16 protein-coding genes are annotated in these 16,356 nt (G+C 33.8%); 8 read left to right on the top strand and 8 right to left on the bottom strand.

The window, feature by feature from the left end:
- Positions 1-59: 59 nt before the first annotated feature.
- Positions 60-1,094: a UDP-glucose--hexose-1-phosphate uridylyltransferase gene (locus tag ACFQ39_RS13000; RefSeq protein WP_377179609.1), complete on the bottom strand. Its 1,035-nt coding sequence runs from the start codon at positions 1,092-1,094 to the stop codon at positions 60-62.
- A gap of 2 nt (positions 1,095-1,096) precedes the next feature.
- Entirely contained in the window at positions 1,097-2,245 is a 1,149-nt protein-coding gene (gene galK, locus ACFQ39_RS12995; RefSeq protein ID WP_377179607.1) for a galactokinase, read from the bottom strand.
- Between the two features lie 72 nt (positions 2,246-2,317).
- Here galK and ACFQ39_RS12990 point away from each other — a divergent pair, with 72 nt between their 5' ends.
- From ACFQ39_RS12990 to ACFQ39_RS12970, 5 genes are read left to right on the top strand one after another with little or no spacing between them, the layout of a single operon-like run.
- Positions 2,318-3,040 carry an NUDIX hydrolase gene (locus ACFQ39_RS12990; RefSeq protein WP_377179605.1) on the top strand — a complete coding sequence of 241 codons (723 nt, stop codon included), beginning with the start codon at positions 2,318-2,320 and terminating at the stop codon, positions 3,038-3,040.
- Between the two features lie 21 nt (positions 3,041-3,061).
- Positions 3,062-4,549, top strand: coding sequence for a xylulokinase (locus tag ACFQ39_RS12985; protein ID WP_377180025.1), 1,488 nt, complete (start codon positions 3,062-3,064; stop codon positions 4,547-4,549).
- 20 nt (positions 4,550-4,569) lie between these two features.
- Positions 4,570-5,895 (top strand): xylose isomerase, encoded by a 1,326-nt coding sequence (gene xylA / locus ACFQ39_RS12980; RefSeq protein WP_377179603.1) that lies wholly within the window; start codon positions 4,570-4,572, stop codon positions 5,893-5,895.
- 10 nt (positions 5,896-5,905) lie between these two features.
- Entirely contained in the window at positions 5,906-6,868 is a 963-nt protein-coding gene (locus tag ACFQ39_RS12975) for a Gfo/Idh/MocA family protein (protein WP_377179601.1), read from the top strand.
- Positions 6,869-6,887: 19 nt separating this feature from the next.
- On the top strand, positions 6,888-7,865 hold the full coding sequence (locus ACFQ39_RS12970; RefSeq protein ID WP_377179599.1) for an aldose epimerase family protein: 978 nt from the start codon (positions 6,888-6,890) through the stop codon (positions 7,863-7,865).
- Here ACFQ39_RS12970 and ACFQ39_RS12965 read toward each other — a convergent pair.
- The 4 genes from ACFQ39_RS12965 to ACFQ39_RS12950 form a co-directional block, all read right to left on the bottom strand.
- A complete protein-coding gene (locus ACFQ39_RS12965; protein WP_377179597.1) occupies positions 7,862-9,694 on the bottom strand; it encodes a SulP family inorganic anion transporter in 1,833 nt (610 codons plus the stop codon). The two genes, ACFQ39_RS12970 and ACFQ39_RS12965, sit on opposite strands and share 4 nt — an antisense overlap.
- Positions 9,695-9,755: 61 nt before the next feature.
- A complete protein-coding gene (locus tag ACFQ39_RS12960; RefSeq protein WP_377179595.1) occupies positions 9,756-10,571 on the bottom strand; it encodes a universal stress protein in 816 nt (271 codons plus the stop codon).
- A gap of 5 nt (positions 10,572-10,576) precedes the next feature.
- A complete protein-coding gene (locus ACFQ39_RS12955; RefSeq protein ID WP_377179593.1) occupies positions 10,577-12,169 on the bottom strand; it encodes a SulP family inorganic anion transporter in 1,593 nt (530 codons plus the stop codon).
- A 68-nt stretch (positions 12,170-12,237) separates the two neighbouring features.
- Positions 12,238-12,534 (bottom strand): hypothetical protein, encoded by a 297-nt coding sequence (locus tag ACFQ39_RS12950; RefSeq protein ID WP_377179591.1) that lies wholly within the window; start codon positions 12,532-12,534, stop codon positions 12,238-12,240.
- A gap of 233 nt (positions 12,535-12,767) precedes the next feature.
- Here ACFQ39_RS12950 and udk point away from each other — a divergent pair, with 233 nt between their 5' ends.
- Entirely contained in the window at positions 12,768-13,388 is a 621-nt protein-coding gene (udk, locus tag ACFQ39_RS12945) for a uridine kinase (protein WP_377179589.1), read from the top strand.
- A complete protein-coding gene (locus ACFQ39_RS12940) occupies positions 13,375-13,692 on the top strand; it encodes an FtsB family cell division protein (protein WP_377179587.1) in 318 nt (105 codons plus the stop codon). Before udk ends, ACFQ39_RS12940 begins: the two co-directional genes overlap by 14 nt.
- 31 nt (positions 13,693-13,723) lie before the next feature.
- Here ACFQ39_RS12940 and ACFQ39_RS12935 read toward each other — a convergent pair whose 3' ends face one another.
- Both ACFQ39_RS12935 and ACFQ39_RS12930 read right to left on the bottom strand, forming a co-directional pair.
- Complete coding sequence (locus ACFQ39_RS12935) at positions 13,724-14,098, bottom strand: hypothetical protein (RefSeq protein ID WP_377179585.1); 375 nt, start codon at positions 14,096-14,098, stop codon at positions 13,724-13,726.
- Between the two features lie 58 nt (positions 14,099-14,156).
- Positions 14,157-15,533, bottom strand: coding sequence for a tryptophanase (locus ACFQ39_RS12930; RefSeq protein WP_377179583.1), 1,377 nt, complete (start codon positions 15,531-15,533; stop codon positions 14,157-14,159).
- 274 nt (positions 15,534-15,807) lie between these two features.
- On the opposite strand from ACFQ39_RS12930, the gene ACFQ39_RS12925 reads away from it, so the two are divergent.
- Positions 15,808-16,323 (top strand): DUF2892 domain-containing protein, encoded by a 516-nt coding sequence (locus tag ACFQ39_RS12925; RefSeq protein WP_377179581.1) that lies wholly within the window; start codon positions 15,808-15,810, stop codon positions 16,321-16,323.
- Positions 16,324-16,356: the final 33 nt, after the last annotated feature.

Here is a 16,356-nt window from a genome sequence, read left to right as displayed (position 1 = left end):
AAGTGGAAAATAATTTTTTTTCTAAAAACCTACTAGTTTGAATTTAGGCCAATAGGAAATTACAGGTTTAAAAAGTGCGTTTCAGGTAAATTCTTTAAAATTTCTGCAGCTGATTCTGCCGTAATATCTCTTTGGGGATTTGCGAACATCTCATAACCCACCATAAACTTTTTCACTGTAGCAGATCTCAAGAGTGGAGGGTAAAAAGACATATGAAAATGCCATTCTTCATGGTCTTGGCCATCTGTAGGAGATTGGTGAATACCGGCAGAATATGGAAAAGAGGTTTCAAATAAATTGTCAAACTTGATTGTTACTTTTTTTATAATTTCTGCGAAAGAAATTTTTTCTTGATCGTTGAGTTGTCCTATGTGTTGGTAATGTTTTTTTGGAAGAATCATTACTTCATATGGCCATACAGCCCAAAAAGGAACGAGTGCAGCAAAATCTTTATTTTCAGTAATAATTCTTTCATTTAATTTTAACTCTTTTTCCAAATAAACTTTAAGTAAGCTTTGATTTTTTTTCAGCCAAAATTCGCTTTGTTGTTTAGATTTTTTTAAAACTTCCTGTGGAATAGATTCTTGTGCCCAAATTTGACCATGCGGATGTGGATTGCTGCAGCCCATCGTGTCGCCCTTATTTTCAAAAATCATTACATGGTTGATGAAATCCAAGCTACCTAAATCTCTATATTCACGTTGCCATAAATCGATGACCGCTTTGATATCATTCACTTCCATCAAAGGTAGTGTTAGTGAGTGATCTGGTGAAAAGCAAATAACTTTACATCGTCCTTTTTCAGATTTTGCCACGAAAAAACCATCGTTTATTTCTGATTCAGGTATTTCTTCTAGCAGTGCAGAAAAATCGTTCACAAAGGCATAAGGTCCAGAATAGTTTGGGTTTGTTTTACCGTTTGCTCTCGTATTTCCCGGGCACAAATAACAAGTAGGATCATGAATGGGTCTCTGGATATTCGTTTGATTTTCTGTTTTTCCCTGCCAAGGTCTTTTAGTTCTATGCGGAGAAACAAGTACCCATTCTCCAGTTAAAATATTTAATCTCCTATGAGGATTTTGATAAATTTCCATGATCAAATGATGGTTGTGCCCGAGCTTAGATTAACAGGAATAACTCCTAAATCTAAATTAAATTTTTCTTTATATGCTTTAGAAACTTCTGGAATGTAATCTTTCATGTGGTCTTTGTGAATCAGGTTAATCGTGCAGCCCCCAAATCCGCCGCCCATCATCCTACTACCCAGAATATATGGTTTTGAATTTCCGTAATCATGTAAAAAATCGAGCTCTTCGCAACTCACCTCGTATTTTTTACTTAGACCTTGATGCGATTCATTAAGAAGTCTTCCAAATTTATTGAGATTATTATTTTTTAATGCTTCTTTTGTTTTTAAAACTCTATCGTTTTCCTCCACCACAAACTGGCATCTTTTTAGGATTTTTTTGGGCAAGAAATCATGAAATACATTTAAATCATCTAGAGTAACATCTCTAAGTGAAGATATATTGGGTAGTTTTTTCTTCAAGATATCAACTCCCTCAGCACATTCATTTCTTCTCGTGTTATACTCGCTTGAAGCTAAATTATGAGAAACATTGGTGTTTAATAGCACTAATTGATAAGGTTCTAAATTGATGGGAACATTTTCATGCTGAACAGATCTGCAATCTAAAAGTAAAGCATTTCCTTTTTCACTCATCACCGATGCGTATTGATCCATAATGCCGCATTTGGTCCCAACAAAATCATGCTCCGCTTTCTGACTAATTTGAATGATTTCTAATTTGCTCAATTCCAAATTAAATAATTCGTTTAAGCCAAAAGCCAATCCACATTCCAAAGCTGCTGAAGAGCTTAAGCCAGAACCAATAGGAAGGTTACTTTTTAATATACAATCAAAACCCTCTAATTTATCAGTATGTTGATGAATGCCATAAACAACACCCAATAAATAGTTTGCCCACATTAACTCACCCTTTTGTACATCTGATAAATCAAAAGTAAAAAGCTGATCGAAATCTTCGCTAAAAATATTACATTTTGAAGCATTGCTATTCCTGGAAAATTGAAATATAATTGATTTATCAATAGCAGACGGCAATACGTAACCTAAGTTATAATCTGTATGTTCACCGATTAGATTAATTCTACCCGGTGAATTAATTTTGAGTGTTGGTGTAAAGTTTTTTAGAAACTCGTCTATTTGGGAGTTTAAAATCATGAATAGTTAGATTTGAGCAAAAATAATAAAAGTATTTTATACATTTGATGTGTATAGATTAAATTATTCAACATGTCCAAAAAGAAAAGTTTTTTTGATAATAATTTATATGCTGATAGTCAACCTCATTTGATGTTTACTGCAGTGGATTGCATCATATTTGGTTTTGATGGAGACGATTTGAAGTTGTTGATTATGAAAAGGAAAATGGAGCCTCTTAGAGGAGAGTGGTCTTTAATAGGGTCAATTATTCGATTGGAAGAGACGGTTGAGGAAGCTGCAACAAGAATTTTGAACGAAGCGACAGGTTTATCGGATTTGTATTTAGAACAAAGTAAAGTTTATAGTGAAGTCGACAGAGATTTAGGTTATAGGTGTATGTCGGTTGCTATGTATACATTGATAAGAAGTGATAAGTTTCATTTGGTATCAGAGCAGAATCAATATGATTCACATTGGCATGGTTTAGAGGATTTACCTAACCTAGTTTTAGATCATAAAAGAATGGTTTTAGATGCTATGGTAAAGTTAAGATCTAAGGTGAAATACCATCCAATTGGTTTTGAATTATTGCCTGAAAAATTTACGATTCCGCAATTGCAAAAATTATATGAGGTGATATTGGATGAGGAATTAGATAGTCGTAATTTTAGAAAGAAAATGTTGTCATTAGGTATACTCCAACAATTGTCTGAAAAAGATAAATCAGGTTCAAAGAAAGGAGCTTATTTATATCAATTTAATCATGAAGCCTACCATAAATTGGTTTCCTCTGGTTTTAATTTTGGCGTTTAAGAATAAAATATTGTGTTGAAAGTGTATTATTTAGGATTAGATATCGGAAGTTCTAGTATTAAAGTTGCTTTGGTTGAAGTTGAAACGGGTAAAGCGATCGGGGTTGTTAACGAACCTGAAAAGGAAATGGGTATGTATGCCCCACATTTGGGCTGGGCAGAGCAAAATCCGGATGATTGGTGGTTGCATGTTTGTAATGCAATAAAAAAGATCAAGAATAAATACCAAATCAATTCAACACAGATAGTAGGGATTGGAATTTCCTATCAAATGCATGGTTTAGTATTGGTAGATGATTATGGGATTCCTTTGAGAAAGTCGATTATCTGGTGCGATAGTAGGGCAGTAGCAATTGGTAAAAAGGCTTTTGCAGATTTAGGCCAAGAAAAATGTTTTCATCACTTACTCAATTCTCCTGCCAATTTTACGGCTTCAAAATTAAAATGGGTAAAAGAAAATGAGCCTAATGTGTATTCTAGAATTTATAAATTCATGTTGCCTGGTGATTATATAGCTTATAAATTCTCTGGCGAAATCAATACAACAATTTCTGGCTTATCAGAAGGAATCATGTGGGATTTTAAAGAGAATGATCTCGCTGATTTTTTATTAGAATACTATGGCATTAATAAAGGTTTAGTACCAGAAATTGTCCCAACTTTTGGATTGCAGAGCAAAGTTTCAAAACAAGGCGAAATTGAAAGTGAACTCGCTATTGGTACGCCGATTTTTTATCGTGCTGGGGACCAACCCAATAACGCCCTTACACTTAATGTATTTAATCCGGGAGAAGTTGCCGCCACAGGCGGAACCTCAGGTGTTGTTTATGCAGTAACAGATAATTTATCGGTCAAAGAAGGTGCCAAAGTAAACAACTTTGCTCATGTTAATTATTCTCAAAATCATCAACGCATAGGAAAGTTATTAAATATTAATGGAGCTGGAATACAATACAGATGGCTTTTAAATAATTTAGATGTTCAGTCTTATGAGGAAATGAACAAACTGGCTTCAGAGATAGAAATTGGTTCAAACGGATTATCTTTCATTACATTTGGGAATGGTTCTGAGCGCATGCTAGATAATAAAATGATCGGTACAAGAATTGTCAATATTGATTTGAACAGACATCATAAAGGGCACCTCTGTCGGGCAGCTTTAGAGGGTATTGCATTTTCATTTGTCTACGGTATAGAGATTTTGAAATCAGACGGTATCCAAATCAAGGTGCTTAGAGCGGGAGATGATAATCTTTTTAGATCAGAGATATTTGCCAACACAATAGCCACGCTTATAGATCAGGATATAGAGATTTACCATACCACAGGAGCCATTGGTGCTGCGAGAGCTGCCGGTTTGTATAAGGGAGATTTCGTAAGTTACAGTAAGAATATCATGAATAATGATCATGTCATGACTTTTTTTCCAGAAAAGGATAAAACAGCTCATAGGATAGCTTATGAAAATTGGAAAAATGATTTAAATTCAGTGCTTGAAAAAATTAAATAATCAAAATAAATTACAACACAATGGTCACATTAGGAGACAAAGAATACTTCAAAGGAATTGGGGCAATCAAATACGAAGGGAAAGAATCAGACAATCCTTTGGCATTTAAATATTATAATCCGGAGCAAATAATAGCTGGTAAAACGATGCGAGAGCATTTTAAATTTGCTATCGCTTATTGGCATACTTTCTGCGGAACGGGAGCAGACCCATTTGGACCTGGAACTCAGCAATTTGCATGGGATAAATCATCAGATGCAATTCAAGCTGCTAAAGAAAAAGCAGATGCAGCTTTTGAATTTATTAGTAAAATGGGTTTTGATTATTATTGTTTCCATGATTATGATCTTATCAGAGAAGGTTCGAGTTTTAAAGAATCAGAACAACGTTTAGCTGCTATTGTAGATTATTTGAAAGAAAAGCAAAAAAGCTCAAGTATTAAACTTTTATGGGGAACAGCAAATTGTTTTTCTAATCCCAGATACATGAACGGTGCCGCGACAAATCCAGATTTTGATGTCGTGGCCAGAGCAGGTGGGCAAATTAAATTAGCCTTAGATGCAACAATCGCTTTAGGAGGAGAAAACTATGTTTTTTGGGGTGGTAGAGAAGGATACATGAGTTTGTTGAACACGGATATAAAAAGAGAACTGGATCATATGGGAAGATTTTTGACAATGGCAAAAGATTATGCTAGAAGTCAAGGTTTTAAAGGAACCTTTTTTATTGAGCCGAAACCCATGGAACCCATGAAGCACCAGTATGATTTTGATACGGCTACGGCTATCGGATTTTTAAAAAAATATGGTTTAGATCAAGACTTTAAAATCAATATAGAAGTTAATCATGCAACACTTGCACAACACACTTTTCAACATGAATTAGCTGTAGCAGCGGCAGAAGGGATGTTGGGTAGTATAGATGCGAATAGAGGTGATTACCAAAATGGTTGGGATACTGATCAGTTTCCAAATAATATTCAGGAAACTACCGAAGCGATGTTGGTCTTTTTAAAAGCTTGTGGATTGCAGGGAGGCGGAGTGAATTTCGACGCGAAAATCAGAAGAAACTCAACGGATATGGAAGATGTTTTTCATGCACATATCGGCGGAGCAGATACCTTTGCCAGAGCCTTACTGATAGCAGATAAAATTATAACATCGTCACCCTATGAAAAACTAAGAACAGAGCGATACGCTTCATTCGACAATGGCAAAGGCAAAGACTTTGAACAAGGAAAACTCAGCTTACAAGACCTGTATAAAATAGCCCAAGAAAATGGAGAACTCACTTTAAAAAGTGGTAAGCAAGAATTGTTTGAGAACATTATTAATCAATATATCTAATACATATAAGTTGAAAAAAATAAGATGGGGCATAGTGGGTTTAGGTAATATAGCACATAGTTTTACTCAGGATTTAGTCAATATTGAAGGAGCTGAACTTGTTGCAGTAGCATCTAGAAGTATTGAAAATGCTAAATCTTTTGCTCATAAATTTTGTATTGAAAAGTTTTATGGAAGTTATTCGGAATTATTTGCTGATAAAGAAATAGACATTATTTACATTTCTACAACAAATGATTTACACGCTCCCTTAACAATTGAAGCCTTGAGCAAAGGAAAGCATGTTTTGTGCGAAAAACCGATTGCCCTCAATCTGCGACAAGCTAAAGAAATGGTAAAGGCATCCAAAGAAAGTCAAAAATTCTTTATGGAAGCGTTATGGACACGTTTTAATCCGTCTGTTATTGAAGTGTTAGATCATGTCAAAAGAAATACGATCGGTGATGTTCGGTATATCAATGCTGATTTTGCCTTTTTAGCAGAAAACCCAAAAATAAGGCTTACCGAGAAAGGAATGGGAGGAGGTTCGTTGTTAGATATAGGTATCTATCCTCTTTTTTTGAGTTATTTGATTTTTGGCAAACCTGAAAAAATATTGGCTTCATCTATTTTTTATGAATCGGGTGTAGATGAGCAAACCTCGATGATCCTTCAGTATAAAAATGCACAGAGTATTTTACATAGTGGTTTTGCAACCACTTCAAATATGGTGGCTACAATTAATGGTTCTAAAGGAAGGATAAATATTAACTCATTGTGGCATGAAGCCCAATCTTTTACTGTTGTTAAAAATAATCATACCATAGATTATCATTTCCCTACCATGGGTAAGGGATTTACTTACGAAATACTTGAATGTCATAACTCTATTCGCACCGGTAAAATTGAAAGTGAGCTTTGGTCTCACCAAAATAGTTTGGATTTAATTGAAATAATTGATGAAATTAAGTTGCAAATTGGGTTGAAATTTTAAATCTGATAAAAGGAACATAGTGAAAAGAATTGAGCTCGTAAATAAACATGGATCCAGATTAGAATTGACCAACTACGGAGCTACAATAATGAATTTTTTTATTCATGATAAAAAGAATAAGCTTGTTAATGTAGTTGTGGGTCTAGAGAATGTTGAAGATTACAGAAATGAGCCTTATGTAGCTGAAAACATTTATTTAGGTTGTACGGTAGGCAGATATGCCGGGCGAATTTCGAAAGGGAATTTTGAAATAGATCATAAAAAGTATCTTTTATTTCATGAAAATGGGGTTCATTTACATGGCGGAAAATGTGGGTTCGACAAGAAATTATTTAAAATTGAAGATCTATCACTAGGTGAAAATCCTAATGTGCTTTTGTCTTATACGAGTGCTGATGGAGAAGAAGGTTATCCGGGAAAATTATCAGTTTCAGTTCGCTTTACGCTTACTGAACAGAATGAAATTAAGATAGATTATTTAGCGAAAACAGATAAAAAGACTGTTGTAAATTTAACAAATCATACCTATTTTAACCTTGAAGGTGAAGGTTCCATTTTAGACCATGAGTTATTTGTAAATAGCCAAGAGATATTAGAAGTTGATGACCAGCTCATTCCGTCAGGAAAACTCCTCAATTCATCGCAAAGTAAATTTGATTTTAGCTCGTATAAAAGAATTGGAGAAAATAATTTTTCCGGACTAGATGATACTTTTGTGTTAAATGATGGTGAGATCAAAGCAAAACTCTTTTCCAAAAAAACGGGTATCGAAATGGTGCTTAGAACTGATCAACCGGCCTGTGTGATTTATACCCCTGTACAATTACAGACTTTACCTTATAAAAATGGTGTAAAATTTGATCCTTTTTCAGCTATTTGTTTTGAGGCTCAAAATTATCCTGATGCTCCGAATAAATCTAACTTTCCAAGTGCAGTGCTGGCACCAGGTGAAATTTACAAACAAACCACAAAATATTCCTTCAAAATTAAAATTTAAAGGCTAGTTCTATTTTCTTTGAGCCATGCAACACATTTTTTGAATGAAGAAAATAAATGGTCTTCAGATACTAGATCGGGGATAATATCAATTGATTTCATCATATAAAGTGGTTGTTTTTGAACGCCAACCAACAAAGAATGAATGTTTTTCTTTTCAAGGTCTAATAAAACATCTTCCAAGGCATAAAGTCCGCTTTGGTCTAAATACGGCACCTTGTCCATCCGAATTATCACGTGTGATGCAGTGGAGGGTATTTGACTTGCCAATTGCTGGAAGTGACTGGTTGAACCAAAAAATAATGGTCCCTTAATATGTTTGACAAAGACTTTCTCTTTAAACTCTTTTGGAAAATCAGTTTCATCTGACCAGGCCTTCTCTACATCAAGGCTTTTTATATTAGAAGATTCTGCCGAAAAATCACCCATTTTCTTCATAAAAATGATGGAAGCTAGAATCAATCCAATTCCAACGGCATAAACCAGATTCCAAAAAGTTGATAAAAGCATTACAATCAACATGATAATAACTTCGCTTATAGGCATATTTGGAATAGCCTTTAACCCTTTGTAATCCATAACACCAATACCCACAGTAATTAAAATCCCTGCAAGTACAGCGGCAGGAATTTTAGAGGCCAATGGACCCATGGCTAGTAAGATAATCAGAAGTAATACCGCAGCGATCATTCCAGATAATTTGGTTTTTCCGCCAGCTTGAATATTTACGACCGTCCTGATTGTTGCTCCCGCACCTGGCAGTCCTCCAAAAAGTCCACCTACAGAATTTCCAATTCCCTGGCCAATAAGTTCTTGGTTTGGATTGTGCTTAGTTTTTGTAATATTATCTGCCACTACAGAGGTGAGTAAGCTATCTATGGCTCCTAAAAAGGCTAATGTAATGGCTGTAAAAATATATGGGGCAAGAGCAACAAAGCTAAATTTTGTAAATATTTCTGATTGAAATACTGGGAATCCACTTGGAATCTCTTGTATAGGTACATAATCGAGATTGAAGCCAATGGCTATTCCCGATATTACCAGCAGAGCTGCTAGTGTACTTGGTATGACGGAGGTGATTCTTTTAAAACCATAAATAATAAAAATAGTCGCTACGGCTAATATCACTTCAAGCCACTTGATACTATGAATTGCTCGAGGGATACTTTTTACAGCTCCCACTACGCCGCTGGTACTACCTTTTGCTAAAGAAATGGCTTCTTTTTCAACATCTTGTGGTGTTATTTTCTCTGCTCTATCAATAGTTTCTTTAAAATCTTCCAAAACCAAAATCCCTTCTTTAGATTCATCAATCAGTATTTTTTCTAAAATATTCTCTTCGGCCAAAGGTCTCATATTCTGAATAAGTTCCTGATCATTTTGAGGATAATAACCCATAATCGGAAGAAGTTGGGTAATGATGATGATCAATCCAATTGCTGTCATAAACCCAGATACAACGGGGTATGGAATATATTTAATGTACTGACCGATACCCGAAATACCCATGAGTACTTGAATAATTCCGGCAATGATGAATACACTAAGAATTATGGGTAGAGCTTTGTTTAAATCCCCTTCGTTTGCTTGAATGATACCAGCAATCATCACCATACTAACTGCTGTTATCGGTGCTGTAGGACCACTGATCTGGGATGGAGTTCCGCCGAACAAGGATGCAAAAAAACCCAGAAATATTGCTCCATACAAACCGGAACTGGGGCCAAGACCTGAAGAAACACCAAAGGCAAGTGCTAGAGGCAAGGCAACAATTCCTGCGGTTAATCCCCCCAATAAATCTCCTTTTACATTGGTGAAAATATTCTTCATATTTAAGTTTGACTTTTATTAGAACACATTCAAAGAAATTTTAATTGAGGTCCTTTGTTTTTTATTCACTATCAAAGTTTTTCTCCGACAATAAAATTGATACGTCTGTATTCAGGATAATATCTTTGATGCTTAAGGATTTAAAATCACTAAGTTTTTGTTCTTGCAAAGATCTATCAATATACAATAAATTTACCTTACTTTTAATTAGGTATTGCGAAAGGTTTTGGGAGATATCATTGTTATTTTCAAAGAAGTATTCTACTATTTTTTGTTCATATTTTTGTGTAGTGGTTATTTTCTTGGAATTTTTAATAAAGTTGAACGTTGTTATTGGCTGGCTGGTATGCTGCAATAAATTTTGTGAAAACTTAAAATTTGATAAAAGATTTTGGTTGTTTAAAATGCCTAAACTAAGATCGGTCAAAGAAAAATCTTCCTTTTTCGAATTTACAATTAGTATAGGACCCGTAAAATATTTTAAGACAACCTCGGTAAAATCGTCTCCAATAAATTTAACAGGTTTTGATTTTTTCTTTCCCAAAACTAAAATATCTGCCTTATTCTGCTCCAAATAATGGTTAAGTTCATGTTTTGGATGTCCGATAGCAAAGCTAAAATCAATTTTTACTTTTTCATCATTATACAGTTCTTTAATAAAAGCCTTCGCTTTATCCTTCATTTTTTTGTGTTCAGATGTAAAAGTTCTAAAAGCAGATAACTGATTTTCTGTATCGATAACTCTTCCTGGTTTTTTAATGTGAAACAAATTAATGTTGGCATCCATCATCTGAGCAAACTTTATGGCTGGTCTCAAGGTTTCCAGGGTCGTATCTTTTAAGTCTACTAGCACTAAAATTTTTTTCTTTTTTTTCATATCTACTAACTTAAACTTAAACTTGATTTCGGTCGATCTTTAAAAAAATCAATAAAACTTGGAGGATTTTCAACAACTCCACGTTTTGAGACCAATTTAATGTCGATGTTCCTGTCTTTTGCCTTAAATAAAAAATCTTCCAATATTTCTATAACGTCATTATCTAAATATTTTGTGTTCAATAAATTTAATTCAAGAAATGTATCATTGGGTAAACTCTCAAGCTCCTTTAGAATGGCTCCCTTATTAAAAAAGGTCACTTCCTCTGCCAATGTCATTTTTATTTTATGCTTACCATTACTTTTATCCTCAATGTGGAGAAAATGAGAGTTTTGATAACTTTTTAAAAGGATAACTACAATTCCAACTAAAAGGCCCAGACTAATTCCTACAAGGAGATCTGTAAATACAATTCCGATAACAGTAACGATATAGGGAACGGACTGTTTCCAACCTTTGGCATACATCTCTTTAAATAATTTTGGTTTTGCTAGTTTGTATCCAACCACCAAAAGGATTGCCGCCAAAACTGACAGTGGTATTTTGTTGAGTAATTTTGGGATCAAAATAATTGATATCAACAACAAGAATCCATGAAATATGGTAGATAATTTGGTTTTACCACCTGATTGAATATTGGCAGAGCTACGAACAATTACTTGAGTTATTGGAAGTCCACCTATCAATCCAGACAAAATATTTCCAGCACCCTGAGCCAATAGCTCCCGGTTTGTTGGGGTAACATTTTTATTGGGATCTAATTTGTCTGTAGCTTCAACACTAAGCAATGTTTCTAAACTGGCCACCAAGGCAATTGTAAAAGCTACAATCCAAATTTGGGTTTGATTTATTGCCGCAAAATTGGGAAAACTAAATTGATTAAAAAAGGATGCTGCGTCCTGGGGTATGGGAACACTTACGAGATGAGATGATTCAATACTCAGATTACTATTTGTTTTGGTTAACTCATAAAATAGAATTCCAACGACAACCGCGACCAGTGGTCCTTGAATTATTTTGAAAATTTTGGCTTTTTCTGCCAAAACTAGATCCCAAATCAAAATAATTGCTAATCCCAAAACCCCTACGATAAAGGAACCTAATACAATATTATTTTCCAGATGTAATATGACTGAAAAAGTGTTTTCTCCTGAAGATTCAATAAAACTTTCAGAACCCTCTGGTTCTTTGTCATACCCGAAAAAATGAGGAATTTGTTTTAAAATAATGATAATTCCAATTCCTGTTAGCATTCCTTTAATAACCGAAGAAGGAAAATAGTAACCAATAACTCCAGCTTTCAGTACCCCGAAGATAATTTGAATGATACCGGCCAATACTACAGCCACTAAAAAGTTTTGAAAATTACCAAGGTCTAAGATAGCCGTTAAGACTATGGCGGCCAAACCAGCTGCAGGTCCACTGACTCCAACTTTTGATCCACTTAGGCTACCCACAACAATACCCCCAACAATACCTGCTATTAATCCTGAAAATAAAGGGGCTCCACTGGCCAATGCTATACCTAAGCATAGTGGTAAGGCAACAAAAAACACGACAATACTCGATGGCAAGTCATTTTTAATATATTTAAACATGTTATTAAATTTTAAAGATTTTTAAAACCTTTGTTAGAAAAAAATAGACGCATAATGCATTTCTTGAATCATATTAATTCAGGTGGTGGAGAAAAAATGGTTCGAAGTGGATTGGTATATAACCAGGAATTAAATCTGAAATAAAATTTTGGGTTGACCTCATCTAAACGTTCCCAAAAATAATCATGGTTTTGCATAACGATCTTTATATTAGAACATTCCTTACTCAATTTTTCTTCTTCTTCATTGAGCGAGTAAACAAAAGATACATCTACTGTATCACAAAATAAAGTACAAATTGTTGGACTGGCAATAAATGCCATAAAAATTATAGAAAAGACTAAGGATATTACTTTATCGGTCATTTTGAATCATAAAAAATCCAAATATATAACTTTATAAACGAAATTGAGGTCTGGACTTAATTTTAAGAACCTAATCATAACCCATTTAGTATAATTGGGCAATCAATTTAAACATTGAGAAAAAAATTATCAACTTCAAAGAAGACATTTGGACAATATAGCACCAATTCAAATTCTATTTCTTAAATTTGATTTAATGTTGTTAATTGCAGCTTATTTTAAGCACTTTTATTATGCTGTTAATTGGAATTGCGGGAGGAACGGGAAGTGGCAAAACTACAGTGGTTAATCAAATAGTTGAGGCCTTAAATCCTAATAGAGTTACTCTTATTTCTCAGGATGATTATTACAATGAGACGAGTCATTTGTCTTATGACGAAAGATGTAAAATAAATTTCGATCATCCTTCAGCCATCGATTTTGATCTTTTGATCAAACATGTAAAAAAGTTAAAAGATGGAAAATCTATTAACAAACCCGTTTATTCTTTCAAAAATCATAATAGATCCACAGAAACTGTTTTAACTTCACCCGAAAAGGTAATTATTGTTGAAGGAATTTTGGTTTTTACAAACAGAGAATTGAGAAAATTAATGGATATCAAACTATTTGTTTATGCAGATTCTGATGAGCGATTAATTAGAAGATTGAGACGTGATATTCGTGAAAGAGGAAGGGATTTCGATGAAGTAATAAGCAGATATCAGGAAACGCTTAAACCCATGCATGATCAATTTATCGAGCCATCCAAGAGTTATGCCGATATTATTATACCTCACGATGATTACAACTCCGTGGCAATAAATATTGTAAAAACAGTGATACAAGAAGCCCTGAAGAATGAAGCTAAATGATTTAAAAAAGAATAGGACTTTTAAAGTGATAAGCAATAAATATTTTTTAGTGCTTTTGCCGTTTGTTGTTTGGATGATTTTTTTTGATGAGAATTCTTATGTAAATCAAAGAGAATTAAATAAAGAATTGAATGATTTAGAAAGTTCTATCGACTACTACCAGAAGGAAATTGAATCAGATGAGCAACTTATTTCTAATCTTAAAAATGAGGATTCGCTCGAAAAGTTTGGTAGAGAACATTACAAAATGAAAAAGGAAAATGAGGATATTTATTTAATTGAATTTGACACAGTTAAAGAATAAAAAAATCTCTGCTAAAAGCAGAGATTTTAAGTTAAATTATATATTTCAACAATTTTGATTTTCTTTTGAGTGGTTTTAGGTTTTTCTTAAGTGTTTTTTTGTATTTCTTAAAATTGTCTAGTCCTAAAATATCTTCTAGATCTTTTGCAGCTCCTTGACTAATGGTCTTAATTCCATCAATTTTGTCTTTTTCTGATCGATCACTATCAATCACATCATACAATTTGTTGGCATAATTCTCATTGTAGTTTTGTAATTCGGTTGACTTGATATCGGAAAGACCAATTTCATTAAAGCCATTTAATCCTCTTAAAAGTTCATCTTTACTTACTCCTGATTGAGCTGCAACACCAAACGTAACTAGGAATAAGAAAAAGGCGGTAAAGGGTAATTTAGTTTTTTTCATAAGGTTTAAGTTTTTGATTAAGACGATAAATATACAAATAATTCTTTTCCAAGATGGATCATATTTTTTTAAATTTTGCTGTAAAATGTCTCATAATGGGTGCTTCCTCAATGATGGTATAACCCGATTTTGCTTCCTTTCTCGAGTCATAAATATTTTTTAAAACTGTCGCTACATACAACATGTGATTTTGAGAATAGGTCCTTCTGGGTATTGCCAATCTGACAAGTTCTAATTCAGGATACCTGTTTTTACGCGTAAAAGGATCTCTATCCGCCAAAACGGTTCCTATTTCTACCCCTCTTATACCTCCAACAATATATAACTCTATGGCTAAGGCCTGCGCTCTATATTGCTCTATGGGGATAGTTGGAACAAATTTATTGGCATCAATAAAAATGGCATGTCCGCCGAAAGGTTTTTGTACGGGTACCCCAAAATCATCTAAAGTTTGGCCCAAAAACTCAACTTGTTTAATTCTGCTTTCGAGATAATCGAATTCGGTTGCTTCATCCAGGCCTACAGCGAGAGCTGCCATATCTCTACCGTTCATTCCACCATACGTAATATATCCCTCAAACATAATATTGAAAACAGATGCTTCTTTATAAATTTTTGGGTCGTTTAAAGCGATAAAGCCCCCCATATTTACTAAGCCATCTTTTTTTGAACTCATCGTCATACCCATCCCATATGAAAAGAACTCCTTAGCAATTTCTTTGATGGTTATGTTTTTAAATTCCTCTTCACGTGTTTTAATAAAATAGGCATTTTCTGCAAATCTTGCCGCATCAAAAAGAACAGGAATTCCATATTTTTTGCATAGACTTGATACGGCGCGAATATTTTGCATCGATACGGGCTGACCACCAAGACTATTACATGTAATCGTGACTACTACGAATGGTATTTTTTCTTTTGGTGTTGTGTCAAAAATAATTTTCAGTTTTTTTAGATCTAAATTGCCCTTAAACGGATGATAAAGCCTTGTATCGTAGGCTTCGTCAATAGTACAATCAATTGCTTTCGCTTTTCTAAATTCTATATGTCCTTTGGTGGTGTCAAAATGAGCATTACCAGGAATAATATCCCCTTCTTTTACCAAAACTGAAAATAGTACATTCTCTGCTGCACGACCCTGATGAGTGGGTAAAACATATTGGAAGCCGGTAAGATTTTGAATTGTTTTTTCCAATGCATGAAATGATCTTGAGCCTGCATAACTTTCATCTCCTGTAAACATTGCAGACCATTGTGCATCGCTCATTGCGCCAGTACCGGAATCTGTCAAAAGATCTATAAAAACTTGATCAGAGGTTAGGCTGAATAGATTATAATGAACATTTTGAATCCAACGCTTTCTCTGTTCCATCGTTGACCGTTTTATCGATTCAACCATTTTATATTTGTAGGGCTCAGTATAAGGTAAATCCATAGTTAGAACGATTTTGAAGAAAATTAAAAAAATGCTGATAAATATTGAATTAAATCAAACAACTATTTATTTGGGCATTTGATATTTTTAAAAAGCGTATTTCGTTCTGTAAATTGTGTCATTGTGAAATGCTAAGTACTATAAAATTATTAAAAAAAATGGTAATATTATTTAACTGTTTATTCTTATCTAAAACCTAAAGAATAAAAACTATAAAATCACATGCATAAAACTTGAAAAAATGTAAATTTGCACTCCAACAAAAAACTTAAAAATGTTCAATAAAAATATAAAATTAGTTTTAGCCGGATTAACCTTAGTATGGGCGATTTATGAATTTGCACAGGGTCACATATGGAATGGTATTCTTATCGTTTTATTGGCCGGGATGTTTGTTTTTTTATATTTCAAGAATGAAATTTTATTGTTAGCATTTTTAAAACTGAGAAAGCAAGATTTTGTCGGAGGCAATAAGTTGCTCGATAAAATTAAAAATCCATCTTCTGCTTTAATCAAGAAGCAAGAAGGATATTATAATTTTTTAAAAGGAATTATGATTTCTCAAACTAATTTGACCCAGGCCGAAAAACATTTCAAGAAGGCTTTACAATTGGGTTTAAACATGGACCATGATAAAGCGATGGTCAACTTACAATTGGCAGGAATTGCGATGACCAAAAGACGAAAAAGGGAAGCCGTAAATTTGCTAAACGAAGCCAAGAAACTTGACAAACACGGCATGCTCAAAGATCAAATCAAGATGGTGAAAGAGCAAATGAAAAAGATCTAAGCTATTCACATTTTTTTCTTATTTTCATGAAAA

This window comes from Namhaeicola litoreus (assembly GCF_042679565.1).
GTDB lineage: Bacteria > Bacteroidota > Bacteroidia > Flavobacteriales > Flavobacteriaceae > Namhaeicola > Namhaeicola litoreus.
The sequence above is the reverse complement of the archived record's forward strand: the minus strand, read 5'-3'. Positions and strand labels throughout refer to the sequence as shown.